The 26,651-nt window shown below is 40.0% G+C and carries 20 protein-coding genes and 2 pseudogenes; 16 read left to right on the top strand and 6 right to left on the bottom strand.

Annotated features, from left to right (window positions below; all coding sequences use genetic code 11):
* The first annotated feature begins 87 nt into the window (after positions 1-87).
* The 3 genes from AC58VC_RS33345 (at position 88) to AC58VC_RS33335 (ending at position 2,808) form a co-directional block, all read left to right on the top strand.
* A complete protein-coding gene (locus tag AC58VC_RS33345; RefSeq protein WP_497375484.1) occupies positions 88-966 on the top strand; it encodes a hypothetical protein in 879 nt (292 codons plus the stop codon).
* Between the two features lie 613 nt (positions 967-1,579).
* Positions 1,580-2,071: a P-loop nucleotide/nucleoside kinase family protein gene (locus AC58VC_RS33340; protein ID WP_497375482.1), complete on the top strand. Its 492-nt coding sequence runs from the start codon at positions 1,580-1,582 to the stop codon at positions 2,069-2,071.
* A gap of 434 nt (positions 2,072-2,505) precedes the next feature.
* A complete protein-coding gene (locus AC58VC_RS33335; RefSeq protein WP_497375480.1) occupies positions 2,506-2,808 on the top strand; it encodes a hypothetical protein in 303 nt (100 codons plus the stop codon).
* A gap of 184 nt (positions 2,809-2,992) precedes the next feature.
* Here the strand turns inward: AC58VC_RS33335 and AC58VC_RS33330 are convergent, their stop codons facing one another.
* The 4 genes and pseudogenes from AC58VC_RS33330 to AC58VC_RS33315 form a co-directional block, all read right to left on the bottom strand.
* Complete coding sequence (locus tag AC58VC_RS33330; protein WP_497375478.1) at positions 2,993-4,894, bottom strand: N-acetylmuramoyl-L-alanine amidase; 1,902 nt, start codon at positions 4,892-4,894, stop codon at positions 2,993-2,995.
* An 894-nt stretch (positions 4,895-5,788) separates the two neighbouring features.
* Positions 5,789-6,998 (bottom strand): annotated as a pseudogene (locus AC58VC_RS33325) (IS110 family RNA-guided transposase).
* A gap of 420 nt (positions 6,999-7,418) precedes the next feature.
* A complete protein-coding gene (locus tag AC58VC_RS33320) occupies positions 7,419-7,727 on the bottom strand; it encodes a DUF1330 domain-containing protein (RefSeq protein WP_497375476.1) in 309 nt (102 codons plus the stop codon).
* A 186-nt stretch (positions 7,728-7,913) separates the two neighbouring features.
* On the bottom strand, positions 7,914-8,789 hold the full coding sequence (locus AC58VC_RS33315; protein WP_497375474.1) for a LysR family transcriptional regulator: 876 nt from the start codon (positions 8,787-8,789) through the stop codon (positions 7,914-7,916).
* A 334-nt stretch (positions 8,790-9,123) separates the two neighbouring features.
* Between AC58VC_RS33315 and AC58VC_RS33310 the strand changes: the two genes are divergently transcribed.
* The 6 genes from AC58VC_RS33310 to AC58VC_RS33285 all read left to right on the top strand — a co-directional run bounded on the left by AC58VC_RS33310 (position 9,124) and on the right by AC58VC_RS33285 (position 15,338).
* The gene (locus AC58VC_RS33310; protein WP_497375472.1) at positions 9,124-10,281 is read left to right on the top strand and encodes an MFS transporter; all 1,158 of its coding nucleotides are present in this window, start codon (positions 9,124-9,126) and stop codon (positions 10,279-10,281) included.
* Between the two features lie 238 nt (positions 10,282-10,519).
* Positions 10,520-11,311, top strand: a complete 792-nt coding sequence (locus AC58VC_RS33305; protein WP_497375470.1) for an SDR family oxidoreductase — start codon at positions 10,520-10,522, stop codon at positions 11,309-11,311.
* A gap of 37 nt (positions 11,312-11,348) precedes the next feature.
* Positions 11,349-11,690 carry a nuclear transport factor 2 family protein gene (locus tag AC58VC_RS33300; protein ID WP_497375468.1) on the top strand — a complete coding sequence of 114 codons (342 nt, stop codon included), beginning with the start codon at positions 11,349-11,351 and terminating at the stop codon, positions 11,688-11,690.
* 187 nt (positions 11,691-11,877) lie between these two features.
* Positions 11,878-12,663 carry a GNAT family N-acetyltransferase gene (locus tag AC58VC_RS33295; RefSeq protein ID WP_497375466.1) on the top strand — a complete coding sequence of 262 codons (786 nt, stop codon included), beginning with the start codon at positions 11,878-11,880 and terminating at the stop codon, positions 12,661-12,663.
* An 881-nt stretch (positions 12,664-13,544) separates the two neighbouring features.
* The gene (locus AC58VC_RS33290) at positions 13,545-14,462 is read left to right on the top strand and encodes an alpha/beta fold hydrolase (RefSeq protein WP_497375602.1); all 918 of its coding nucleotides are present in this window, start codon (positions 13,545-13,547) and stop codon (positions 14,460-14,462) included.
* Positions 14,463-14,645: 183 nt separating this feature from the next.
* On the top strand, positions 14,646-15,338 hold the full coding sequence (locus AC58VC_RS33285; RefSeq protein WP_497375464.1) for a GNAT family N-acetyltransferase: 693 nt from the start codon (positions 14,646-14,648) through the stop codon (positions 15,336-15,338).
* A gap of 669 nt (positions 15,339-16,007) precedes the next feature.
* Here the strand turns inward: AC58VC_RS33285 and AC58VC_RS33280 are convergent.
* Positions 16,008-16,688 (bottom strand): Ger(x)C family spore germination C-terminal domain-containing protein, encoded by a 681-nt coding sequence (locus tag AC58VC_RS33280; RefSeq protein WP_497375462.1) that lies wholly within the window; start codon positions 16,686-16,688, stop codon positions 16,008-16,010.
* Here AC58VC_RS33280 and AC58VC_RS33275 point away from each other — a divergent pair.
* A complete protein-coding gene (locus AC58VC_RS33275) occupies positions 16,657-17,355 on the top strand; it encodes a hypothetical protein (RefSeq protein WP_497375460.1) in 699 nt (232 codons plus the stop codon). The two genes, AC58VC_RS33280 and AC58VC_RS33275, sit on opposite strands and share 32 nt — an antisense overlap.
* 247 nt (positions 17,356-17,602) lie before the next feature.
* Here the strand turns inward: AC58VC_RS33275 and AC58VC_RS33270 are convergent.
* Positions 17,603-18,057: pseudogene (locus AC58VC_RS33270) on the bottom strand (ABC transporter substrate-binding protein).
* Positions 18,058-18,559: 502 nt separating this feature from the next.
* Between AC58VC_RS33270 and AC58VC_RS33265 the strand changes: the two are divergent.
* The 6 genes from AC58VC_RS33265 to AC58VC_RS33240 all read left to right on the top strand — a co-directional run bounded on the left by AC58VC_RS33265 (position 18,560) and on the right by AC58VC_RS33240 (position 26,647).
* Positions 18,560-19,429 carry an ABC transporter permease gene (locus AC58VC_RS33265; protein ID WP_497375600.1) on the top strand — a complete coding sequence of 290 codons (870 nt, stop codon included), beginning with the start codon at positions 18,560-18,562 and terminating at the stop codon, positions 19,427-19,429.
* A gap of 13 nt (positions 19,430-19,442) precedes the next feature.
* A complete protein-coding gene (locus AC58VC_RS33260) occupies positions 19,443-20,330 on the top strand; it encodes a carbohydrate ABC transporter permease (protein ID WP_497375458.1) in 888 nt (295 codons plus the stop codon).
* Between the two features lie 180 nt (positions 20,331-20,510).
* Positions 20,511-22,232 carry a sensor histidine kinase gene (locus tag AC58VC_RS33255; RefSeq protein ID WP_497375456.1) on the top strand — a complete coding sequence of 574 codons (1,722 nt, stop codon included), beginning with the start codon at positions 20,511-20,513 and terminating at the stop codon, positions 22,230-22,232.
* The gene (locus AC58VC_RS33250; protein ID WP_497375454.1) at positions 22,207-23,796 is read left to right on the top strand and encodes a response regulator transcription factor; all 1,590 of its coding nucleotides are present in this window, start codon (positions 22,207-22,209) and stop codon (positions 23,794-23,796) included. The genes AC58VC_RS33255 and AC58VC_RS33250 overlap by 26 nt, the downstream gene beginning before the upstream one ends.
* 118 nt (positions 23,797-23,914) lie before the next feature.
* Complete coding sequence (locus tag AC58VC_RS33245; RefSeq protein ID WP_497375452.1) at positions 23,915-25,465, top strand: ABC transporter substrate-binding protein; 1,551 nt, start codon at positions 23,915-23,917, stop codon at positions 25,463-25,465.
* 72 nt (positions 25,466-25,537) lie between these two features.
* Positions 25,538-26,647, top strand: coding sequence for an amidohydrolase/deacetylase family metallohydrolase (locus AC58VC_RS33240; protein WP_497375450.1), 1,110 nt, complete (start codon positions 25,538-25,540; stop codon positions 26,645-26,647).
* The last annotated feature ends 4 nt before the right edge of the window (positions 26,648-26,651 follow it).

Here is a 26,651-nt window from a genome sequence, read left to right as displayed (position 1 = left end):
CTAAATAAGTGGGATTATTTGTTAAAAATAAGAAAGCTGTCCAAATCATAAAACAGCAGTCTTCACTGCATAATCAAGGAGGTTACAATGAAGAAATTCTATGTATTGCTATTTTCTGTGATTATTATTTTAGTCGGTTGTAACACTAATTCCATTCTTCTAGTTGGAGAGAGTCAGAGTTGGAGAGGCGAATACACGGCAAACATTAGCGGGGATAGTGAAAATGGGAAGTATGTTATTAGTTATAAAGAGGCAACAAGTTCAACACCACAAAACTTAGAAGTAACCATTAATGATAACAAACAGATACTTAAAGATGGCAACCACAAAGGTACAATTATTGAAATACCGACTAGTTGTTCAAGTTGTGTAGTTTCGAACGAAAATTTGCCAATCAAAGTAAAAATTAATTGGAATGACAAGGAAGAAACCTTTAATTTAAAGCGGAATGGTGCAGTGCTATTGAACAACGAAAATAGGTATCTCGCTAAAGAAGTAAATCAGGGTTACGCGGGAAAAGCTGGAATACAAACCATACCATTTAAAGAACCGGTTCTCAGTAACAATATTATTAATAAAAACCAAATCAAAACGGTCTCTCCCCGTTCGGTAACTAATATTGCCGTAAAAGAAAACGACGGCAGTTATGAAATACCGGAGCTTTTGACGGAGAACGCTGATCTCGTGATTTTCACAAAGACAGATGATTCCGGATGGCATTTGAACAAAGGCGAGCAGTTGACCATCGATTACGAGATTGATCTGAAAACCAACATGCAGTCAGATCCAATAGGAGAAAATATGAGGATCGGTTATATTAAAAATGGTGAGATTATCAGCAAAGTTCTTAAAAAGGCAAAGGAATTTTCTTATGCTGTTACAGCAGATTCAACAGGAGAATATTATTTCTACGTCGAAAACGCTTCTGCCGGTAAAATTATAGTCACAACTGGAATAATTAAATAAAAGCTGATAACCAATAGGTCAATATTAGGATAATACCTGAGGATTAACAGGTGAAGTCCCCTCCCCGCTAACATGCAGTAGAGTGCAAAAGTTTACATAATTAAAAGTCTTTTATCTAAAGTGGTGTATTCTTAGCCTCAAGGGGGATATTCTTATCAATAAGAAAAAAAGATACGTTATTTTAGCGATTGTTTTCTTATTAACTCTGATGGGCTTTACGACACCATCAGATAAAGATTATCATGATTATCTACACAACATACATGGGCTAAATTGCGATAACTATAGTGACAAATGTATTCATATTAAAACAGACCAAATGTCGGAACATATTCGAACTCTCCCTATCTTTATGACAGCAAAAACTAATATCTCTGGAGGAAAAGAAATAAGAGTTGTAGGTGTTTTTAATCACTTTTTTGTAATTAAAAATAGCCTTAATTCCAAATAAATATGCCGAAAATCGTGAGGTGCAATTGAACTAACGGAAGAACTATAGTTGAAACAGCAGCCGCCGCTGAAATCAATAGGTGGCTTGCTGATTTAATGGGCAGATTAGGATTAATGAAAAACTTTCTGTAAAATAACCGCATTATATAAGGAGGGGAATCTTGTGGCAACACTTCATTTAATGGTTGGTCTCCCTTGTAGCGGCAAGACTACTCTGGCTCGGCAACTTGAATCGAAATACTCTGCACTTCGCCTTACTCCCGATGAATGGCATATCAGATTATTTGGGCATGATTATGGGGAAAACATGACAGAATCTGAAGAAGCTAATCATGATTCTAGACATGATTCAGTGGAATCCATAATGTGGGATGTAGCGGCTAGAGTTTTAGTTCTTGGTGTTGATGTAATTCTGGATTTTGGATGCTGGGTTCGAATTCAAAGAGATGAGTTTCGTTCTAGAGTCAAAAACTTAGGGGCTGACTTTAAAATTCATTATGTTGATGTGTCTGAAGAAGTGTTATTTGAACGTCTAAGAGCTAGAAATGATATGCGTACAGAAGGAACTTTTTTCATACCTGAAGCGAATCTTAAAAAATGGATAAAGATTTTTGAACCACCTTCATCAGAAGAACTTGATTCCTGGGACGATTAAACTAACGGGGAACGTTAGTTGAATGAGATGGTAGGCAATTATTTGTTAGAAGTACTTCAAATCTTATTTGTAAATCGGGTTTTTCACTCCAATACACCACTTCAAAACTTAATTTGTAAATCGATTTTATATGAAAAGCCAGCAAACCCTTAGGTTTGCTGACTTCTTGCACTTCAAAACTTATTTGTCACCCAACATCCGCTCATCCGCCTGGGTTGGTTGACAAATAAGTTTTGAAGTAGACAATAAAGTTTTGAAGTGACAAATAAAGTTCTGAAGTAACAAATAAAGTTTTGAAGTATAGAAATTGGCTAGTTTGGCGAGATTATATAATACCAAGATTTAAGGACCTTAGGCGTTATTAGTGTCCTATGTCAGCTGCTGCGTTCACTCCATTGAGTGAACGCATATTTTATTTTTAGGGGGAATGATTGATGAATAGAGGTAATGCTATTCGCAAGACGCAGATGAACAGACTTAAGGATGGAAGAGGTCAAGGATACGGAAAAGATTATAAACCATTCATTCAAGTAAGCGACAACAAAACTCCTTCTAAAGGGTATCTTATTCGGGAGTTAGGATGGAAGACCGGTAGAATACACTATACGCTTTCTAAAGAAGAATGTCGCTATCTTATGGTATTAAGCTGGCCAGATGCTATCGTTGACATTAGAGAACAATACCCGCTTACCCCGATCGAACGAAGTATTGAAATTGCGGAGCCTCGTACGGTTTGATGAGGGGGGACTGGGAAACCAGTCCCCTACTCTACAATAAAAGTATTTACGAGTTAACAAGTTCTTGGATCTGGAACTTCAGTTATTTTTCGAAAAGTCCATCCATCGTATTTCCGTACAACAAACCTATAGAACTCTTCAGGGAAATCAACATCTTCATCCGTCTTTCCTTGATAATTTTAGATCAATTGGCGTCGATGTCGACGTCCGAAGCTTTCACGAAGGCAAATCGATGGTTGAATTGTATGCGGTAATATTCTTCGTTGCCTATTACTTCTTTAGAATCATGAAAAGGATCATAGGTAAAAACTTTTGCATTGTAATAATCGCCTTTCACTTTCTCGAAGGCCACATACTCCTGTCCTTGTTGAATCGTATATTGCAGGGGATTGAGAGTGTTAGGGATAACACCGCTCGGATATGCGCTTACTTCCGGATAAGCGCCTCCATATACCGAAATTGTTGCTTTTCCCGATTTCGGCTTAATGATTAGTCCATCAGATTTCACCGTATTCCGTTGATTAGGATCGTAGAACCACGCCTTTTGTCCGCCGTACCAAATCGCGTCCCAATCCCCTTGACGGTCGGCTAGATAAAATGTTTGCCCAGTTACCGCTTTATCGCCCCAATTTAAGGCCTCCGTCTTATCTTCGCCTTGGGTAGCAGCATCGTCCAAGAGTGGAGCTTCGAAGCTTGGCGAAGTATACAAGTAAACAAAGTCGGAAGGTTGTGAAGGAGCGTCACTAAATGAGTTCTGGTTTGTCTGGAAATGCGGTTTAATCATCACAAGCTTTTGAGAGCCCCCATTTGGATGAATCGGCGCACCCAGCAATTCCATATAATGTTCCCAATCCCAGAACGGTCCGGGATCACGATGCATCGTTTTTTGCTTGGATGCGGACAACCCGGGAACTTCTTCATGCCCGAAAATATGGGCGCGGTCGATCGGAATGTTATACTTATTGGCTAAGTATTTCACAAGTTTCGCTGAGGAACTATATAGTTGTTCGCTATACCAGGTAGCCCCTTCCATTGCGAAGCCTTCGTGCTCGATCCCGATCGAATGCATGTTAAAGTACCAATTCCCTGCATGCCAACCGACATCTTTATTATTCACCATCTGCGTCACATCGCCGTCAGAGGATCGAATGACATAATGCGCCGCAACGTAGGAATACGGATTTTGAAAAATATTGATCGTGTCGTTGTAGCTTTCCTCCGTATCATGGATGAGTATATAACGGATAACTGGCCCGTAATTGGGTCGGTTAGCCGGGTCATAATTAGAGTAGTCGCCTGGATTGGCGCTGTGCTGCTGATAAGCAGCCGGAACGAAATGGCAGGAAATACCATTCGGACAATCCGCATCGTCTAGTTTACTAGTATGCAACTTTAGAGAATTCGCTGTTGCATCGTTATGTTTTAACTGTTGGGCGGCAAGATGCACAAGTTGTCCATTGGACGTTTGCCGTTCGGCCCCTTGATTGATCGTATCGTATACTACATTGGCAAAATCCAGAGCAGCAGACGCTTCCGTTGAACCGCTGAATTTGACTACGGCCCCATACCAGTCTTCCGGATTACTCGGAACCGTTCCGGTCGTTTCCTTGGCGTATAGGGCTAGTAAAGCTGCCGCACCGCGAATATTTTGCTTCGGATCGCTTTTTAATTCATCCGGAGTAAGCTGAAGTAGCTTCGCCGCAGCTGAAAGAGTGAGATTGGGATCCTGTGTAACTGTTGTATTTTGCTGTTCCTCTGATCCTTTGGAATCTTCAAGGTCTCCATGTTCATTATCGGTAAGATGCATGATTCCGTATCCGGCTGATGAACTTGGCTCGCCATTGTGGTGCTCCCAACGGGTAAGGTTGTAAGAAACAGATAATAGGATGCTTTCCGGGACACCAAATTCTTTCGCGGCTGCAGTAAAAGCATCTTGAAGCGAATCACTCTGAATGACTGCGGCATTTGCAGAAAGCGGTTGCTTCGCCCACGGTAATGAAACAGGTGTGAAGGAAACGATTCCAAAGAGTAAGCCGGTTAGTGCGAGTGGAGCGATGAATTTCTTAATACGAAAATGATGGCGCATGATCAATCCTCCTACTAGATTAATTTACTAAATTTACTAATAGTTTCAGTAACATTATAGATGAAATTTTATATCCTCATCAACATTAGAAAATGAAATAAATTTACTAAATTGATACCTGGATCTAGTCAAATCAAACTAAATGTTAGAAAATACTTTAAGAATTTCCAATGATTCTACACTATTCCCTATTTTTCAACGCAATTCCGAGCCAACCGCTACTTATCATCCCAAAAAAATGAACTAAAAGCACTATACTTTTTACCCTGAAATACACGCCTGAAATGAAAAGAATAAGGGATAATTTGGTGTTAATGAATTTAAATGAGAATCTTGTTAAAGGCGTGAAGAGATCATTAGAAGTGGTTTTTCTATACTCGAGAGAACGTATCAAATCTGATAAACTAATTAAGGATTAATAAGCAGCTCTAAACATCGTCTAAAAAAAGACGGGTGTTTTTTTTGTCTGTCGGGAAAAGGATAAGGAGGTTCTTGTCATTTATGACATCTAGTTCTTGTCAAACAACAACCGACAATAGATTTCGCTGTCCAATGACACAAATGTGCCTACATAAATCAGAGCGAAAAAGCTTGAGAAATCAAGCTTTTATTTTTTTATGTAGGAGAATTTGTGTCATAGAAAAATGCACATATTTCCCTACATTGTAGTCATGTGACACAAATCTCCCTACATTCTAGACACCGATCTCTAGACAGGTTAGAGACTCGATCAGTTTTCAGCAAGCAGGTGTTAAACTATTCCAGCTAATAGCTTGTCACTATTTAAATATTAATAGTAGTTTCAGGAGGTGGTATACTCTTTAAAAAGTGCATGGGAAAGTACCGTCCTATTAAGCATGGATATATATTCCATATATTTCTATTTCTTGTTGTTCACTCTAACCGGAATGCTTCCTTAGTAGTTAAGGTGGCAAAAATCCAGTGGATGAGTTTATTCACACATGCAATTACTGCTACTTTGAATAGCTTTCCTTCAGCACGTTTCTTATCATAATAAGCCCTTAATTTCTTATTTCTATTACTGCGAATACCGCATCGTACAGCTTGATACAAGGCAGTACGGAGCCTCCTAGAGCCGTGTTTAGTGATTTTATTTTGGGTAGCTACAAACTTACCTGAAGTAAAAACACTTGGATCAACACCAGCAAAGGCAACCAGTTTCTTTGCGTGATCAAACCGAATCTCACCAATCTCAGCTAAAATTGTTGCAGCAATCTTAGTGCCAATTCCGGGTATCGATTGGATTAAATCATATTCAAGTAGCTCTTCAGCCAGGCTATCTACCGAATTATTAAGGGTTGATAGATGATCCTGGTATTGAAGAAGCAATTTGATGAGCCGCTGCATGGAGATTAAATGGCTCGAAAAAGCCGTCTCCTTAAAGGGATTTCGCTTTGCTGACGCAACTAAGATTTGAGCACGTTCCAAGCACCATGAGACGGATTTGCCGCGTCCAGTAAGACTTTGAATTGCAGTAGTAATCTCCAACTCTGACATTTTAAGGACTTCTTTTGATGTTGGGTGTAAAGCCAAAAATCGAAGGGACACCTTTGAATAAAGATCACCAAACACGCCATGATATTCAGGAATAACTTGATCAAGAATAGCCTGAAACTGAAGTTTTGCTTGGACATACATACCTGTTAAAGCTTCATACTGGCGTGTTAGAAAGCGTAAATTCATGAGATGCTGCCCCCGCTTTTTGTAGGGTTCAAACTCTTCTTTATAGAACAGCGTCCCTAATAAATGGGCATCTGCGGCATCCGTCTTTAACCGTCGCAAATTGGTTTTCTTAGCGTCATGTGAGATTTAAGGATTAATGACGATGTTCAAATACTGGTGCTCATCCAGGAACTGAACAACGGGGCTTTGATAATGACCTGTTGCTTCCATAACAATGGAGGGAGGCATCTCTGCAGCTGATCCACTCCTCTAATATAATTTAAAAAAGACGCTAAACCTTCAAGATCATGACTAAACCTAAAAATCTTCCCATGAGGTACTCCACGGTCTAAAAAAAGCTTGTGCATGGCTGTGCATGACTTTCTCCCTTTGAAACATCCAAACCAATGGCTGGATTCATGACATCACTCCTGAATTATTTTCACCGGCAACCCCTAACCTTCTTGTCTTCCACACTATCGCATGTGATACGGGATTCGTGTCCCAACCAGCCTAACCATGGTTGAACAAGCAGGGGGGTGAACTGAATAGCTCTCGGGATCAAAGTCCCACGGGCAGATACGCTCGATCCCCGGCTACCGCTATCTTGAGACCACACAAAAATGAGGTCTACCAGAAAGATCTGGTGACCTCATAAAACGAATCCAGCTAATAGCTTGCAATGTTTAATTATAAATGCAGATTCATACAGTGGGATACTTAGAAAAAGGTTTATCAAAGAATCAATCCACATAGCACGGAGACACATTCCATATACTTCATATCAATTCAATAAAAGTGTCAAATTGTTTGTCAAACAAATAGAATGCTAAATCTGCTTTCATATTTCCGAACCTTCTTTCGCAAAACCCTCTATGATAATACCTCGATAAATGCCACCCTTCATCCGATGCTTAACAGCCTCTTGGTAAGCAGGGCTATAGTACCAAGATTTCGCTTCCTTTATACTTGGAAATTCCAACACGGCAGCTCCCTCTACTTCCGGTCCTTCAATGACTTCATGCATACCGTACATGACTAGAGGTTTCAATAAATGACCTTGAAGAGCTGATGGGGCTTTAGACGCGTAGACTTTTAATTCATCTATATTCGTTGTCTTTTCTCTTATAAAAATAACGTAAGCTGGCATTGGAACATCAAATCCTCTCCATAATGAATATCAAAAGGCCCCATAGTAACTTAATTGGAGACATTCGTTTTCCTAAACCAACTATACACACATGAATTCGTATTGTATAATTTATAATTTTCATGATTTTAATTAATATTAGTAATAAATCGGATCCACAACGCTCATTTGAGCTAAAGAGAAGATTTAATCATACTTTTCTTGCATATAGCTAACGAATTTTTGAGCAGCCGGCGATAAGAATCTGTTTTTTTTATAGTGCAAACCAACTTCCCAAACCCAGCCTTTTTCCTCTATCTTAATCCATTTTAAGCCTTCTAGTTCTAGTCCTGCTGTTTTTGGCAATACAGATACCCCTAATCCTGCCGATACGAACCCTGCCACAGTTGGTAGATCTTCAGCATCGTAAGTAGAAACTAAAGTGAAATTCATGTGATGAACACGGGCTAAGAGTGAATCCTTTAGCGAACAGTTTATCTTTAAACCTACAAACGGCTGACCGGTTATCTCCTTTAGGCTAATGGATTCTCTATCAGCAAGAGGGTGCTGGGATGAGACGATAAGATACAGCGGTAGCGAGAGAATCGACAACCATTCATACGTATCGTCAATAGGTCTTTCAGAAGTAATCATCAAATCCGAATCACCAATCTCGATCCGATCACGAATCAAGCCTTTGTCTCCTTGCGTTAACTTAAAAGATATTTTGGGATTAGCTTGTTGATATTCACGAATAAGATGTGGAATGAAATCAACGCCCAAAATATTTAAATACGAAAGATGTATGACGCCCGAATTAGGGTTTGAGTATTCTTCAATTTCCTGTTTTCCACGCTCTACTTCTTTTAATATGGTCTCCACACGCTTAGCAAACATTGTGCCATATCGATTAATGTGCAGATTTCTGCCCTTACGTTCAAATAATGGTACACCGAGCTCAGCTTCTAACTTTGATATTGAATGACTTAGAGCGGGTTGTGTAACGGATAATGTTTCTGCCGCTTTTGTTAAATGCTCCATTCGGGCAACTTCCAGGAAGTATTCTAATTGTGTAAGTTCCATAAATTCCTCCTAAACTTATTCTCGATTTAATTTCAGTTTTCATCATACATACCGTATTTGATTGTTGCAATAGTAGGCTATAATCGGATCTTACATGAAAATAATTAATATAAAACATAGATATGATGCATTAGACTGATTGAATGTCCATTGTTATGATAATTCATGTCTTGTGGACAAGAGTGTTCACATCATAAACAAATCTCCTTAGAAGGGACGATCATTCATGCAGTTCTATCTCTTTTATCGTTTGTTAACCCATTAGCGAAACAGGTGGTTCACTGCTGCTAATTAGATGCTACGAACTAACACTTACTAAAAAAGGGGTATAAACATGTCAAACTCATTGAAAATTTTACTTCTAGCGATTGTTACTTTTTTCGTTGGAACATCTGAATACGTAATTGCTGGCTTCCTAGATATCATTGCTAAAGATACAGGAATATCTGTTGCTTCCGCGGGTCAGCTAATTTCTATCTTTTCACTCAGTTATGCAATCGGCACACCGATTCTCGTAGCCTTAACAGCTAGAATGGAAAGAAGAACGCTACTTATTGCGTCACTGGTTACATTTGTAATCGGTAATGGAATGGTTATTTTCTTGCCAGGATACTTACCTTTGCTTTTATCAAGAGTAGTGCTTGCTCTCAGCGCGGGTATTTTCCTGACTGTAGCAATTACAATGGCTACGAAATTAGCCCAGCCTGAAAAGATCGGAAGTGCTATTTCTACAGTGGTAATGGGCTTTAGTACATCCTTTGTGATCGGTATTCCGCTTGGAAGACTGGTTGCCGCGAATATGAACTGGAAATTAAACTTTGCTGCATTGGGCATTCTTGGTTTTGTTGCTATTTTCATTTTGATGGCTGCTATTCCACGTACGGAGGGTGAAACACCTATACCGTTAATTAAACAACTCGCATTCCTTAAAAACCCAAAAATATTGATGGCACTCGTTGTGATATTCTTCTGGATTTTAGGATACTCGATTGCTTTCACTTACATCACGCCATTTCTCCTTAACGTAGCCAATATGAGCACAAGCACGATTAGTGTGGCTTTATTCATATTTGGTTTAGCAAGTATGATCGGAGCCAAAATGGGTGGATCTGCAACGGATAAATGGGGTGTAAGAAAAACATTGCTTTCAGGACTCATCATTCACGCCATTTCTCTTGCACTTCTTGCGTTAAGCGCCCACTCTATTGTCGCTGTACTCTTCGTCCTTGTTCTCTGGTCCCTGTCACTTTGGTCTTCTGGTCCAACTCAACAGGTTAATCTTGTGAGTCAGGCTCCAGAAGCATCAAGTATTATGATCAGTTTGTATTCTTCCACTCAGCAGCTATCCATGGCAATTGGTGCAGGTCTTGGCGGTATTGTGCTTAAGAGCATGCCAATAAGTTCTGTTGTATGGTTTGGTGCACTTGGAGTAGCTATAGCTGCTATCCTTGCCATCCGCGCGATTCGCCCAGTAGTCAAAGTATTAAATTAATGTATATAATTGCCTAAATCAGGAGGAATTTCAGGCAATCATATATATTTTCTTCAACAAATGTGAAATATATGATTATGATCTGAACTCGCAGTGTACTTTTACTTTATACATTATCCATTCATAAATATTAATAATTAAATTTATTATTATAATCAATTAGAATTATCTTTGTTGTAGGGATATGCTAATAGATGTGGTCAAAACAAATTAACTTTTATAAAGGAGATATAGTAAAATGAATTTTTCATCTTATGAACATGAATTTCAAGGTAAACGGGCATTAATAACGGGAGGAACAAAAGGGATGGGCTATGCGATTGTGAAGCGTTTGGCCGAAGCTGGAGCCACAGTGCTCACAACGGCTCGTACAATCCCGGAGGATTACGATATTCCTGGCGTTCACTTTATTCAAGCTGATATCACGAAGCCGGAAGGCACGGCGCTTCTGGTTGAGGCTGTGAAAGAAAAGTTAGGCGGTATCGACATTCTCATCAATACAGTCGGAGGTGCTTCGACGCCTCCTGGTGGTGCATTGGCCTTAACTGAAGAAGACTGGCTGGAAAATTTGAATATGAATCTACTTGGATCTGTCCGATTGGACAGAAATTTACTACCAATGATGGTAGAGCAAGGAAAAGGTGTCATCATCCATGTAAGTTCTATTCAAAGAAGGTTGCCACTGTATGAAACTACCCTAGCATACGCAGCATCAAAAGCAGCTTTGACCAATTACAGCAAAGGTTTGTCTAAGGAGTTTTCACCAAAGGGAATTCGGATCAACACGATTGCGCCAGGTTTCATTCAGACGGAAGCAGCAGATCGGATGATCGACCGCATCGCGACAGTTGCCGGTAGTCGCGAAGCCGCGCTAGAGGAACTTATGGACTCGCTTGGAGGCATTCCAATCGGTCGTCCGGGACTACCTGAAGAAGTAGCGGAACTTGCAGCTTTCCTTGCATCCGATCGCTCAGCTTCCATTACGGGAAGCGAGTACGTTATTGACGGAGGTACGATTCCGACAGTTTAATTTTGATCTGTTCTTTTACAAAAAGGAGGAGTTCTATATGATTCAATTACCAGATTCCGTAAAAGCATATTTCACTGCTTCAAATGAGGAACAGTTAGAGTCATTTCTCGCTGCATTTAACGATAATGCTTACGTGTTTGACGATAATCGGGAGTTTAGAGGGTTAGAAGCCATTCGAAATTGGAGTAAAACCGATATCTTTGGTGCTCATGTTCGCTTCGACATAACGGATGCCACGGAACATGATGGCGCGTACGCCGTTATCGCGTCGCTTGACGGTGATTTTGACAAAACTAATCTTCCAAGTCCATTCTATTTAAAACATACATTTAAGCTGTCTGGCGGTAAAATTAATGAGTTACAAGTATCCTTGCCTTAAATATGACCCGACCCAAAACCCTATAGAATAAAATAATCGGCCTGTGAAGTTATTGGTTCCTTTGTGGAACAATAGGTTACAGGCCGATAATTTTTCAGTTATTGGGATCAAACGGCATAGTTATCAATTCATTTAATTGTCACGCATTGCGCGGTTGTATTACGTGAAAACAGGAGGAGAGATCTAATTGTCAACGACTCAGAAACTAATTTTTGAAAATATGGTCCGCGCTTACGAGAAATTGAGTCAACTTAGCCAGGTTTTCACATTCGTGGAGACGAATCGCACACAACGATTTGAATCCGAAATCCCCTATGGACTGTTCAATAGCGTTTTTACATACAAACGCTCTGAAGAGATCAATCCCGAGGATGAGATGGCATCTATCAAATCCTTTTACCATAATCGCGGTCATAAATTAGCATGGTTGACCACTTCGCACGATCAGGACGATGTCATTAACCAAGCTCTTGCTGCTAATCATTTTAATGAGGTTGGCGTCATTTCGGGTATGGGGCTTTCTCTGAAAGAATGGCGTTCGGAATTGCCGGAATTACCGGGGCTGGAAGTCCGAGCAGTGCGGGAACCTCAAGAGATTGAAGAGTTCCGGAGGGTCATACTAGCAGGGTATAACGTTCCAGAGTCAATGGCCGATATTTTTTGTAAAGTGTTTGTGGATGGCCCAAATCAAGATATCACCACGGTTCAACATTATCTTGGTTATATGGATGGAGTCCCCGTAACTACACTGACGACCTTTACTGAGGGCGATGTTGCAGGCTTTTATAGTATTGCAACCTTAGAAGCCTATCGTTCGAGAGGAATAGCCCGTACTATGCTTGCTCATGTATTGCGCATTGTTCAGCAAAATGGTGTGAATTTAGCTGTTATTCATGCAACTCCAATGGGACGAAGTGTTTATCCGAAAGTTGGATTTAAAGAAGAACTAATCATACATGTTTTCTCCAGCTAATGCGGATTCGTTTCATTAAAGTCCATGTCATTTCTTTTTAATAATCAAAGTGTTAAAGCCTGACACACAGCGGCAGCCCTTTATCATTGTTACAAAAAATTATGTGAGTTTGGACTTCCTTCCGATATCAATTCGATTTTTTAATAAATATTATTTATGATTTAAATTGCGAATCTAAAAAATAAAATTATTGCTTATGTCAATGATACCAATCTAAATGCTGTTATAAAAGAGATTAGTAATAACACTGTCAAAGATTTTGATGATTTCACAAAAGGTACGATAAAATTCACATTAAAAATTTCGGAATTAATATTTGGAAAAAGGTTAAGATGGATATCCCTCGATTTATGGAGATACCGCAAGCTGCTAAATTATCGCTTTTTTATGTAGATGACCTAGACATGAGCAAGATAATAAGAAGCACGGATGAGTCTGAACAACGTTAACATACGGACGAAGGGATCCTATCGGGCAGCATATCTGACTTCCACCTACTGGACAGGTTGAATGAAGGAATTAGGGAGCGTAGACTCTGCGAGAATGCGGGAGGGTTGACCACTATGAGCTCATTTGGAGATCCAAAGATGCAACCATACATTACTATACCATCCGTTTTTTACAGCAGGTGGTTTAGGTAGAGAGTTTTTTGCCCCTACACATATTCATATATTTCTTTCTCTAAAACTATCGTACCATTGATTTACTATCTTCTAAAAAATATTGAATATGAAAGACTGAGAAAAAGAGAGTATTTAAGAGCAAAGCGTTTTTCCTAGAGGGAGAAGAGTGAAAGAAAATTAGAATTGTTAATATCACCAGTTCTGAAACAAATGAGGAGTGTATAAGTTGTATACCCTCTAACTAAATAATAATTGAAAGTGGCTAAAATTATGTCAAACATGGCGGTTACTAATCATCCACATACGCTTACGCTAGGTATGCACGTGATCGAGATCGATGGTGTTAAACAAGTATATCATGTAGCTGGAACTGGCAATGGTCCCGTTTGTATCGTTCATTCTGGTGGTCCTGGAATGAATTGGAAATCAACGGAAATGCCATTACTGGAAAAAACCATGACTATGGTGTACCTAGAACCCGTAGGTACTGGGAATTCGGGCTTTTTGCCCGATACAGACTACAGCATGCCACGCTATGCCTATTTTGCCCACAAAGTCGTAGAACATCTAGGTACTGGGTTGCGCCCTTACTTCATCGGCCAATCTCATGGAGGGTTTGTTGGGCTGCAATATGCGCTTGACTATCCAGACGAGCTTGGTGGGTTAATCCTCTTTAGTACGGCACCATTAATGAATTCGGAACTCTACGAGGAGATGCTGCGGGGATTAGAAAAATTTGTAGAGCGCTATCCAGATAAACCTGAAGCTGCGGATACCATACCGGCTTTCAAAGCATTCATGGATGGAAGTATCAAAGACAAGGAAACCTACATGGCAACCTTAGATCGTCTATTACCTGCTTATTTCGGAAATTATTGGAATCTTCCTCCAGGATTAGAAGATTGGAAAGCTACAGTTGATTTTACGATGACTGAAAGAGCGGATTCACCTTTCGATGTTCGTGATGTATTAGATACAATCCGAACGCGAACACTTATTTTGGTTGGTGAGTATGACTTCTGCACCGGGCCGCGTTGGGCGAAGGAAATGGCAGAGAAAATTCCTAGTTCTCAAGTTCATACTTTCGAAAAAGGCGGACATATGAGCCATTTCGAGCATGCACAGGAATTTATGAACGTTGTGAATGACTTTGTCTTTCAGGAAATAAAAAAATAACTCTTATAAAGAAACCAAACGATCATTGGATCGTTTGGTTTCTATTCACGAGATAAAATGAAGAGAGTGGAACTAATGCCTCACGATCCAAACGCCATACGATCAAATTTGTTGTCAACTTTTGAATATTTTTGCACGAATCATCCGCTTACTAGTTTTAGACGCACGTCAACCAGCGTTCTAATGACATCTGATGTGCCTTTTCCTTTGTTCAATATTGTTTTCGACTATCATCAATCTGCTCAATCGGACGTTGATGCGGATATTAAGGCAATAACGAAATCCTATCATGAACGAGGTATGGAATGCCGGTGGTTTACCTATTCTCATGATTTGGATGTTACTGTTATTGAACTGTTGAAATATAACGGATATGTTCACGCTGGTAAGATGATGGGGATGTCGGTGTCACTCGAAAATGCTACGTTCCCGATTAACGAAGTGCCTGGGTTGCGGATTCAAACAATTCATTCCGAAGAGGAGTTTGATTTATTCAGGCAAATCTTTTTTGCTGAATACGGGCTAAGTAGAGAGATGGCAGCATCCGTTGGACGAATCTTCGCTGATGACCCGAGCGGCGAAGCGGAATATTACCTTGCTTATCTGGACGATGTGGCCGTGGGAACCATAATTACTTGTGGAGAAGGCGATGTTCGGGGAATCTATACCGTAGCGACGCTGGAAGCATTCCGCTCTAGAGGAATCGGCAGTGCACTTGTTACTCGTGCCTTAACCGACATGAAAGCGGCAGGAGTCAAGCAAGCGATCTTACAGTCAAGTGAGATGGGACAAGGCATATACAGCCGACTAGGTTTCAAGGAAGAAATGATGATCGAATACTATACGGCTGGACATGAAATGAAGGAAAGTTGTTGAGTGACAAGAATATAGTCAGATAACGATCCGAGTATATCGAGGCTTTATTATTTTATCAGAACAAATTCTTGTCATTTGTAAGAGTCAAGAATTTGTTCTGATTGCCTATCGAGGCCAAGAATGTATACCGAATCCCATGGTGAAATAAGATACCTTACATCAGAACTTATTCTTTTAGCTTGTAACGTACGTACAGCTAATAATATTATCAATATGAAACAATATTCACAGCATATGATGTAATCACTTTATGTCACAAATCTGCATGAATGGTTTTACTAATATTTGAATACTACATGATTGTTATGAATTGTCGGGTGACAAGAACATTATCTCATTAAGTGCCGCGAAAATCGCGGTTTTTTTGTTTTATGGGTAAAGTTCTTGTCAAACCCAAATGACAAGAACTTTATCTCATTCTCGAAGCGAAGGCAAGAGGAGTATTTTCCAACTGATTAAACTAAAGGTATATAGCCTCAACAATTGTCATTTTTTGAGAACCGGCAGCTACTATTACAATCTAAGATAAAATCGGTAGTTCTAACTATAATTCAAGCTAAGGAGCCTAGTTAGTTTGCTTCTAGCATATACAGTATTGACTGCTAAGCCGTAAACTGGCTTTTTCTGTTGATGAGAGCGGAGTCTGAACCGTAAATAGTACACTCCTTATTAAGTGTTGCTACTCAAGTTTCCCTCATTTTGAATAATGGAATGTATGTGGAGATTGATTTGTAATCTTGGTAAATACTGATCTCTCCAATTTTTAAGCTGACTTCGAGGAATTAGCCTTCGGAATTCTTGCCCAAAGCCCAAAATGTCAACCTCGTTTCTCTGCATCTTATCTATCAGTTGATTAACTCGATGCCTTATTTGTAATTCAAGTTCACTCTTAATTTGCTTTAATGTTGCCCCTTCTTTTTTTTCTACTAATGATAACTTCACAGTAACATCAATATTAGCAATGGGTTTGTCTCTGTACATATTACCCTTAATACGGACAGAATCATCTAATATGAGAACACTTGCACTGTCCATGACCTCAATTTTTCCTTGTACACTATCGCCATTAAACAAATTGTATATAAGTGTCTCTTCTTGATTAAGCTTGTCAACCATCCTCCCTTTCTTGATAATAGCGGAACCTGGAAAGTTGACAGTTCCATTTTGACCTTTGTTGTAAATTGGAATGATTATATCACGTGTATAGGAATTGATACTCCGGTATGCCTGCCAAACTCTTGTTAAAGCAATTTGTGGATTCCAACCCGCATTCTTTTCTATGCTATCATAGAGAGCTGTTGCCGAGGGATTGAACGTTATGGGGAACTTTGAAAAGGCCAAAATCGTCATTGATCCTCAATGGTTTCTTTTTATGCCTTCCATATACGGAGGATACGTTTATTACGGTTATTTAAAAGGTGTTGTTAATAATATTCAATTTAAACTATCTCAAGCCCAATATCTTTCGTCAGAATATCAAAGTCCTCTATTTTTACTTCCTATGCCTGTTGGAAAGGAGAGATCACCAATTCACATCATCGCTACATTTGAGCAATCTATTGCTGTTGAATTAGCACTCACTGAACTTGAAGAAATTGGTTTGCCTAAAACTCAGTTGTTCGCATTACCGCTTAATATTCAAAATGGCAAGACCCGAATTTTTGATACTGCACACTATTCTGATGGTGTCAGTTTTATGGATCTTGCAACAATATTAGGTTCAATATTTATGTTATTGGGTGGCATTTATGGCTTTGTGTTTAAGCTAGGCCCGGTTCTGTGGGCATTATTTGGATTAGTCATTGGTGGTATGCTTGGCTTTTTAATTAAATGGTTATTCTATCGAAATCTACCCAAAATTAATTTATTCGGAAGGATACAGACGTCAGAAGTGGTTTTAATGGTGCAATGTAACAAAGACCAACTCGGACAAGTTAAAGCAGTTCTAATTCAAAACAAAGCGCTGGGAGTAGCAGAATATGATGCAAGTAAATACGGGCAAGTATGCATCATTTAATGCAATTAGTTATGGAAAGATCAATCGAGTCCGTGTAAATCTCGGGATTTTATATTTATCGGTTCAAGTTCTTGTCAATTGGCAATGTCAAGAACTTGAACCGATTACGGAATTGAGACAAGAATAATGTCCGAACACCGATTTCTCCGGAGTGTTTAAATCGTGTCGCAGATCTAAAGTAGGAGAGCCATGACATTTTAACGCGATAATGTGGACAGTGTATGTTTTGAATGTATAGAGTATTAAACTACAGGGGCGGCGTTGGAGCTAACGGGTTTAAGTAATACTTTCGAAGCGTACCAAAACAGGAGAGGAAGCAAGGAGTAATTGCCGAATCAAATCCAAAGTTTTCTTTAGGCACCAGTGTTGCCGTACGTACTGCGTTACCATCGAGTACAGTTTTAATAATCGTATTCACATCGATCGCGTAATTAAGCGCTTGTCGAACTTCCTTCTTAGCCAATGGTGCCTCTTTCGTATCTAAAGAAACATAGAATGTACGAATTCCTGGACTAGATACAACATTAATTTCGGGTTGCGTCTTCAGCTGTGCTGCTACATCAGGCGCCAGTAGTCGGCATTGGCTTCCATTGTAATTTGACTGTCCTTTTGCCAGGAAACAAATTTAAAAGGACCTGTTCCTACAGGGTTTTTCGCAAAATTCTCATCGCCTTTTTCCTTGATATATTGAGGAGGAACCATAGCACCGCCAAACAACGTCATCATGAATTAATGATAAGGAGGCGCTTGATGGTTCAGCCAGATCAGCCATTGGTACTTCCGATTTACCATTTAACACGCCAGTGGAAATTGAAATGATTGTTCAAATTAAGTCGTAGCACTAGAAGTCACTAGGAATACGCTACAACAGAGGAGTCGCATAGCGGCTCCTCTGTTTCTATATCTGAGTTCTTACGTTGAAGTCAACATGAAGGCAGTCACTCACGTATGATCAGCCTCTCTTGTCTTTCGCGGACCACTTTATTTTTTCGCAAATGCTCGATGTAATTAATAATTAAGTGTTCAGAGTTGCCCCCTTAAAGAAGTCAGCAGAATGATAACGAAAAAGTCAGCATACTGTTAGTGGCGATCTTAACCCTATTGTATGATATGAGCATAGAAACGCAGAAAGAGGGGGAACAACTTGGCGGAAGCAGTAAAAAGACAAAGGAGAGTTTTTAAAAAGTATATCCCGCTAACATTAATGACAGTTCCTGGGCTGCTTTACTTAGCACTCAATAACTACCTACCAATGTTCGGAATCATTATCGCTTTTAAAAATATCAACTATGCCAAAGGGATATGGGGTAGTGATTGGATTGGTCTTAAAAATTTTGAATATTTATTTAAGACATCGGATGCTTACGAAATCACGAGAAATACGATTCTCTATAATGTGGTTTTTATTATCATTGGGACCCTACTATCTATCGGAGTAGCGATTCTCTTAAATGAAATCAAAAGCCGATTCATGTCTAGGTTATACCAAAGTATTATTTTATTGCCGTTTCTTATTTCTATGGTTATCGTCAGTTATTTAGCTTATGCGGGTCTAAGCTTGGAAACGGGTTTCCTCAACAAAACGGTACTTCCTTTATTGGGAATGAAGGAGATTGACTGGTATCAAGAGTCGAAGTATTGGCCGGTCATATTAACATTGATTCATGTATGGAAGGGTCTGGGTTACAGCAGTATTGTTTATTATGCCGCTATTATCGGAATTGATGAAGAGTATTATGAAGCGGCGAAACTGGATGGGGCTAGTAAATGGCAGCAGATCCGTCATATTACGTTCCCGCTGTTGACGCCTACGATAACGATGTTGGTATTGCTAAGCATTGGAAAAATATTTCATTCTGACTTCGGTCTGTTTTATCAGGTCACAATGAACTCTGGTGCAATTTACTCGACAACTAATGTAATTGATACCTACGTATATCGAGGATTGAAGGAACTGGGAGACATCGGAATGTCGGCCGCAGCCGGTCTTTATCAATCGGTAGTCGGGTTTATTCTCGTCTTGTTAACCAACTATTTGGTTGGTAAATTCAACAAAGATAACGCATTGTTTTAGTGAGGTGACATCTATGAAAAATGAAAGTAAATTGCTTCAGTGGGTTGGACATGTTCTCATGATTTTATTCTCACTGGCGTGTGTGATTCCTTTTCTTCTCCTGTTTCTCTCATCCATTACCGATGAGAAAGAGATTATCCGAAATGGGTATTCCTTTCTGCCGTCTCAATTCAGTATGCTTGCCTACCGATATATTTTAGAAGAAGGCGCAGACATTTTTCGGGCCTATGGCATCACCGTGCTGATTACTGTCGTAGGGACGACAGCCAGCCTTGTGTTCACTTCGTTATTGGCTTATCCAATTTCACGAAGAGATTATCCTCTTCGTAATGTGTTGGCATTCGTCGTATTTTTCACGCTCTTATTTAATGGGGGGTTGGTACCTTCCTACTTGATCTACTCGCAGATGCTGGATATCAAGAACACGATTTGGGCACTGATTATCCCCGGACTGCTAATGAATGGATTTAACGTCATGCTAATGCGGACATATTTTCAAACCTCTATTCCTATGGCCGTGATCGAATCAGCAAATATAGATGGGGCGGGAGAGCTTAGAACATTCGGTTCAATTATTCTTCCGCTTTCAATGCCAATTCTTGCAACGGTGGGGCTTTTCCAAACCATTACCTACTGGAATGATTGGATGAACGGCATGATCTATATTACAGATCCGCGTTATTACAGTATCCAAAATCTTTTGAATCGCATTTTACAGGATGCACAGTATTTGGCAAGCAGTGAATTTAATTCCGGCTCCAGTACAGCAGCGCAATCACTTCCCAGCTCTACCGTGAAAATGGCTATTGCCGTCATCGGCATTATTCCGATTTTGATTGCGTACCCCTTCTTCCAGAAATATTTTGTTAAAGGAATTACAATCGGAGCCGTAAAAGGGTAGTTCATTTTCGGAAATTATATCAGGTCCATTTAATAAGCTCATGCGGGCTTATTAAATGGGCTTCCTTTTCTTATAAATGTACTATAATAATGATACATTTAAGATTTAGGGGTAGGTGTTATAATGAAGCCATCGAAGTTAACATGGAAGTATTCCTTTAATTCAATAAGGATGAGATTGATGCTTGGGGTATTGATTTTAACGGTACCGTTGATCACGATACTGATCTATTACAGTATGTATTCAACCAAGGTCGTCCGAAATCAGGTAGCAGATTCTTATAAGAACATGATGATTCTGTATATGGATCAAGTTGATAATACTTTGGAGGAAAGCGAAAAGTATATTAATAATACTGTGGCTGCCGATTCTGATTTTATTTCCTATCAATTATCAAAATCGGATTATGATTACAATTTCAATAAGATTATGATGTTCAATAAATTATCTAATGATATAGGCATGTATAAATCTGTGAATTCTTTTTTTCTATACACTCCCAAAAGAAATGATCTATTACGGGTTACCAGAGATAGAGGCACCACCCAAGAAGATGAGGCCATGAATAACGTCATTAGGATGACGGTGGATTCCAATCGAATTAACTCAAAACACTGGAATATTGAACAGATTAACAACACCTATTATCTAATGTACATATTTCAATCCGGGGATGTTTATTTTGGCGCGTGGATCAAAGCGGACAATCTGATGGTGCCATTCAAAACCATTGATTTTGGTGCGAACGGCGGTGCTTTGTTTGCTACTCAAAGCGGAGTCCCCATGACGAATGTTGATCTTGTAAACCGTAATCAAGTGCAGCTGAAAGCAATCATGGAAAATTATTATCTATCGGGAAATTCTAGTAATTTCCTAGTGGTTGGTGAACCATCATCCAAAGGGGACTTCAACCTAATCGCACTCGTGCCTGATGAGAAGATTCTAGAGAAGCTGCCTTATTTGCAAAAGATGGTGGGTCTTATTACGTTCGCCAGCTTATTTTCACTACCTTTAGGTCTGAGTTTGTTGCGAAGAACGATTCTGCTTCCGCTGAATCGATTGATGGCTGCGATGAAAAGAATTCGGAGTGGTCATTTGGAAGCTCGTATTGAAACATTTACAACTCCTGAAGAATTTATTCTAGTTAATGAGACGTTTAATAACATGATGGCACAAATTGAAGGACTACGGATTAATGTTTATGAAGAGCAGCTAAGTAAGCAAAATGAAGAACTTCAGCGTTTACAGCTGCAGATTAACCCTCATTTTTTTATGAATTCATTAAATATTGTATACAACTTAGCAAAAGTGAAAAACTTTGAATTGATTAAAGAGATGTCTTTATCCTTGATGAAATATTTTAGATATATGCTTCGAAGTAATCTTAGCCTCGTAAAGCTAAAAGCTGAGCTCGAACATACGCAGAATTATTTTCGTATACAGGAACTCCGATTTCCGGGAAGCCTAACATGTCAAGTTAATGCACCGGATTTTTTAGTTGATACCTATGTACCGCCGCTTGTTATTCAAACCTTTGTTGAAAACACGGTGAAGCACGCGGTTACACTGGATGAACCGATTCACATTTCAATCGACATCGATGTCATCGAGATGGATAGTGTCCCTTATATTACCCTTTCAATTCAAGATACAGGGAAGGGCTTCTCCGATGAAGTACTGCATGTTTTGAAAAAAGAGGAAAGTCTGGTCACCGATCAAGGCGAACATGTCGGAATATGGAATATTCAACGGAGACTCCGTCTGCTTTACGGCCATTCTGCGCAAATCTTTTTTTCGAACGGGTTGCCGCGCGGAGCAGCCATTTCTATCACATTACCTATTCATTTGAAGATGAAAGTTGGAGGAGCGGCGGCAGATGTACCATTTACTGATCGTAGATGATGAAATGCATGTGATTGAGGGCGTTAAATCCGATCTAGATTTAGCAAAAAACGAAATCTCAGAACTTTATACGGCATACAACATAAGGCAAGCAAAGAGCATTTTTGCGGAGCACCGTATCGACATCCTATTTTGCGACATTGAAATGCCGCAGGGCAGCGGACTGGAGCTGCTTGCTTGGGTAAGGGAGAACCATCAGGAAACGGAGGTGATCTTCTTGACTGCGCATGCGGATTTTAAATACGCGAAACAAGCGATTCAACTTGGGAGCTTGGCTTATTTAATTAAGCCGGCACTTGTTGATGAACTGGAAGAGGTGCTAACGAATGCCAAACAGAAGATATCCAAACATAGCGAGCTTCATCGTGTGAATTTGCTTTGGACGCAAAATCATCATTTGGTCGAAGAAAGATTTTGGAAGGACTTACTTGATCAAACCATTCCTTCTAATGAAAAGGAACTAAAGGAAATTGCTCTTCAGCGGAATTTTCTTTACTCCGAAAACATGACGTTCCTGCCAGTTCTAATCAGCGTTCAGCGTTGGCATCAAGAGTTTAGTATGCGCGATGAGAAGAATTTGGAATATGCGCTCAAAAATTCGGCGCAAGAAATAATTGTTCAGCAAGTAACTAGCGGGCAAATCCTTCCCATCGACAGAGGGCAAATCCTCGTCATTCTATATTTCGAAAATTATAACGATGAGCTTTTAGAAAAGTTAATTCACAGTTGCGAAGCTTATATTGCATCTTGCAGTCGATATTTTCACTGTGATCTTTGCTGTTATTTGGGGAGAAATGGATACCTGTACGAAGTTTTGCCGATTGTACAGCAATTGAAAGTGCTAGATACAAACAATGTAGCATTAAATAATAAAGTATTTCGCTTAATTGAACAAACTGTTTCGTCTGCGCAGATCGAATTACCAGACATGACTGTCTGGTCAGCCATGTTAAAGAAAGGAGCAAAGGAGAAAGTGATTGCGGAAGCAACGGAATTCCTGCAGAAACTTGTCAAAAGAGAAGAGTTAAATGCGAATTTGTTGCGCCAATTCTATGAAAACTTCCTTCAAATGATCTACTATGTACTGAATCTGAAAGGAATCCAGGCTCATCAATTGTTTTGTGATGAGGTTTCTTTGTCACTATCTAGCAAGGCCACTCGTTCGGTAACAGACCTGTTAGCTTGGATTCGGCATACTGTTGTGAAAGCGATGGATCAAGCGGAGACCGTGGAACAAGCAACTTCGGTTATTGTATCTGTCAAACAATATATTGCCGTTCATTTAGACGAAGCGGATTTATCTCGAGAAAATTTAGCTGAACATGTCTATTTGCATCCCGATTATTTGTCGCGTTTATTTAAGAAAGAGACGGGGATGTCCCTATCCGATTATTTGCTTCAAGAAAGAGTGAATTTGGCCAAGGTGTTACTGTGCAAGAGTGATATGTCAATCGGTAATATCGCATTTTCCGTGGGCTATTCGAATTTCTCTCATTTTTCCAAGATGTTTAAGAAAGTGACAAACTTGAATCCAAATGACTATCGTCAGCAGCATGGTTTATGAGCTGTAAAAAGTCAGATGGGCGGTAATGAAAATGTCATCAAACTGTTAGAAGACTCGGAATCCCTAGGGTATCATTACAACTAGTAACAGCCATAAACTTTTAAAAAGGGGTTAGAGCATGAACAGACGGATCAGAATGATGACTGTGTTTTTGGCGATGATCATGGTAACTGTGCTTTTCCTAACGGCATGTGGAAAGAGTACAAACAATCAACAACCCACATCCACCAGTGTGGCGACTTCTTCACCTGCAACTTCCTCGAGTAACGGTGATACAAAAGCTCCAGCCGCACTTACGATGGCTTTTCCGATTTACGGGGCAATGCCGAAAGACATGAATCTTATTGAGGAAGAAGTCAACAAAATTACCAAAGCGAAAATAAACGCTACTGTAAAGCTTCTACCTATCAACTCAGGGAATTGGGTTCAACAAACGAATCTGATGATGAGCAGTAATGATAAGCTTGATCTTATGACGATTAATGGCGGTGGAAGCGTCTATTCTTCGCTTGTAGCCAAAGGACAATTAAAACCTCTGGACGATTTACTTACACAGTATGGAAAAGGAATTTCCGCTGCTTTGGGTCCCGCCTATCTGAATGCATCAAAAATTGATGGCAAGAACTACGGTGTTGCAAGTGTTCGGGATTTGGCTAAAAACTACGGAATTGTCATGAGGAAGGATATTGTTGACAAATATAACATCGACATCAGCAAAATTAAGACGCTAGACGATGTGGAAGCAGTTTTGAAAATTGTAAAAGAAAAAGAGCCCGATTTAACGCCAATCGCTTCCGGGGGAACTGGAAGTACGTTTTTGAAAGTATACAAACCGGAAGATCCATTAGTTGATGGCTTTGGCGTTTTGCCTGGCTATGACAATAATATGAAAGTTGTGAATTACCAAGAAACACCGGAATATGCTGCATTGATCAAGAAATTCAGAAGTTGGTACGAAGCTGGTTATGTTTTGAAGGATGCGGCTACAAGCCAAACATCAACGAGTGACTTGGTTAAGTCCGGGAAATTATTTGGGTATTTGGCAGGAATGAAGCCTGGATATGATGCTCAGGAATCCAGAGCATCAACCTACCAAATGGTGACTGTGCAACTGCTCGAGCCAGTTGCGACGACAAGCACGATAACGAACCTAATGTGGGGCATTCCACAAAATGCAACGAATCCAGAGCGTTCGATGATGTTGTTGAATTTATTATATACGGATAAAAACTTAATTAATTTGCTTGACTGGGGCATTGAAGGTAAGCATTATGTGAAAGTTTCTGACAATATAATCGACTTCCCTCCAGGAATTGACGCGAAAAACAGTGGTTATTATTTGGGACTGAGTTGGATTTTTGGCAATCAATTTCTTTCTTATGTGTTTAAGGGCGACGACCCTGATATTTGGAAAAAGATGGATGAATTCAATAAGAATGCAAAGAAATCTAAAGCACTTGGCTTTAACTTTAACGCCGAATCTGTGAAAACAGAAGTAACAGCCGTTACAAACGTGGTTAATCAATATCAAAAAGGTCTTGAAACAGGCACACTCGATCCGGATAAGGCTCTTCCTGATTACATTGCTAAACTTAAGTCAGCAGGTATCGGTAAAATCATACAGGAAAAGCAAAAGCAATTGGATGCTTGGGTGACGACGAAAAAATAGGTTTTGAATGCTGCCCCAATCAACAGAGCTATTGTTGATTGGGGTTTACTATGAGACAGTAGGTGCACATTGATGAAAGAGCTGATGCTAGTAAACGTTATAGATCCGTTACAACAAGAGACATATAAGGCATTGCTAAGAAAGACAGATCGGGGTTATCACCTAGATCGTTCTACTATGGAATATTCAACGCAAGAACCTGAGTTTTATTTGAGTCCTGGATGGATCGATCTCCATACGCATGTCTACGATGGTGTTGCTAACCTAAGTGTAGCCGCAGATGAAGCCGGCATTCAGAGTGGGGTTCATCTGGTTGTAGATGCCGGTAGTGCTGGCGAAGCCACATTGTCTGGGCTACGTAAGTATGTGGCACCTGCTTTCCGGACGGAAGTTATGGCTTGGTTGAACATTAGCTCAATTGGTCTGGTTCATCTTCGTGAAGTTGCCACACTAGATTATATTGATATTGATAAAACGGTGAGGGCTGTCATCGATAATCGTGATTTTGTCTGTGGTATCAAAGTTCGTTCAAGCGGCGCTATTGTTAGAGCGATGGGGCTTCAACCTCTTCAACTTGCCAAGCTGGCTGCGCGAGAAGCTGGAGTGCCGGTCATGATACATATCGGTGAAGCGCCTCCGATCATTGATGATGTTTTAGAGCTGTTGGGCGAGGGAGACGTGATTACCCATTGCTTTCATGGAAAGACAGGTAATCCATGGCATAAGAATGGTCAACCGATTTTAGCGCTGCAGAGAGCCATGGATCAAGGTGTTAAGTTAGATGTGGGGCATGGAGGGGCAAGCTTTAATGTTGAAGTCTGTCGCCATGCAATAACTGCCGGATTCGCTCCCCATACGATTAGCACGGATGTGCATATTCGTAATATCCGAGGACCAGTATATGACCTCCCTACAACGATGACCAAACTGCTTGCTTGCGGGATGCCACTTGAGCAGGTGATTGCTGCTGTGACGAGTGCACCGGCACAGATCTTGCAGCTGAACGATTGGTGCAGCCTCAATGGAAACGTGAATCGAGCGACGTTATTTCGGCTTGATGAACAGCGTCCGGAAGGGCGCGATTATCGAGATTCGCAAGGCAATATTCTTGTACCAGAGCAATTTATTAAGCCAACTGCAATTATACATGCTGGTCAATTTACAGAGTGTAAGGCCATATAGGTGA

Source organism: Paenibacillus sp. J22R67 (assembly GCF_059692175.1).
Note: the sequence above shows the minus strand (reverse complement) of the source record. Positions and strands in the feature narration are given on the sequence as shown.

Bases quoted from the DNA above. Each gene is read 5' to 3' on its own strand.
- AC58VC_RS33260 (WP_497375458.1), top strand. From the start codon at position 19,443: ATGAAAAATGAAAGTAAATTGCTTCAGTGGGTTGGACATGTTCTCATG.
- AC58VC_RS33320 (WP_497375476.1), bottom strand. From the start codon at position 7,727: ATGCCAGCTTACGTTATTTTTATAAGAGAAAAGACAACGAATATAGAT.
- AC58VC_RS33280 (WP_497375462.1), bottom strand. From the start codon at position 16,688: ATGACGATTTTGGCCTTTTCAAAGTTCCCCATAACGTTCAATCCCTCG.
- AC58VC_RS33285 (WP_497375464.1), top strand. From the start codon at position 14,646: ATGACATCTGATGTGCCTTTTCCTTTGTTCAATATTGTTTTCGACTAT.
- AC58VC_RS33300 (WP_497375468.1), top strand. From the start codon at position 11,349: ATGATTCAATTACCAGATTCCGTAAAAGCATATTTCACTGCTTCAAAT.
- AC58VC_RS33245 (WP_497375452.1), top strand. From the start codon at position 23,915: ATGAACAGACGGATCAGAATGATGACTGTGTTTTTGGCGATGATCATG.
- AC58VC_RS33310 (WP_497375472.1), top strand. From the start codon at position 9,124: ATGTCAAACTCATTGAAAATTTTACTTCTAGCGATTGTTACTTTTTTC.
- AC58VC_RS33335 (WP_497375480.1), top strand. From the start codon at position 2,506: ATGAATAGAGGTAATGCTATTCGCAAGACGCAGATGAACAGACTTAAG.
- AC58VC_RS33345 (WP_497375484.1), top strand. From the start codon at position 88: ATGAAGAAATTCTATGTATTGCTATTTTCTGTGATTATTATTTTAGTC.
- AC58VC_RS33250 (WP_497375454.1), top strand. From the start codon at position 22,207: ATGTACCATTTACTGATCGTAGATGATGAAATGCATGTGATTGAGGGC.
- AC58VC_RS33330 (WP_497375478.1), bottom strand. From the start codon at position 4,894: ATGCGCCATCATTTTCGTATTAAGAAATTCATCGCTCCACTCGCACTA.
- AC58VC_RS33305 (WP_497375470.1), top strand. From the start codon at position 10,520: ATGAATTTTTCATCTTATGAACATGAATTTCAAGGTAAACGGGCATTA.
- AC58VC_RS33265 (WP_497375600.1), top strand. From the start codon at position 18,560: ATGACAGTTCCTGGGCTGCTTTACTTAGCACTCAATAACTACCTACCA.
- AC58VC_RS33240 (WP_497375450.1), top strand. From the start codon at position 25,538: ATGAAAGAGCTGATGCTAGTAAACGTTATAGATCCGTTACAACAAGAG.
- AC58VC_RS33315 (WP_497375474.1), bottom strand. From the start codon at position 8,789: ATGGAACTTACACAATTAGAATACTTCCTGGAAGTTGCCCGAATGGAG.
- AC58VC_RS33275 (WP_497375460.1), top strand. From the start codon at position 16,657: ATGGGGAACTTTGAAAAGGCCAAAATCGTCATTGATCCTCAATGGTTT.
- AC58VC_RS33255 (WP_497375456.1), top strand. From the start codon at position 20,511: ATGCTTGGGGTATTGATTTTAACGGTACCGTTGATCACGATACTGATC.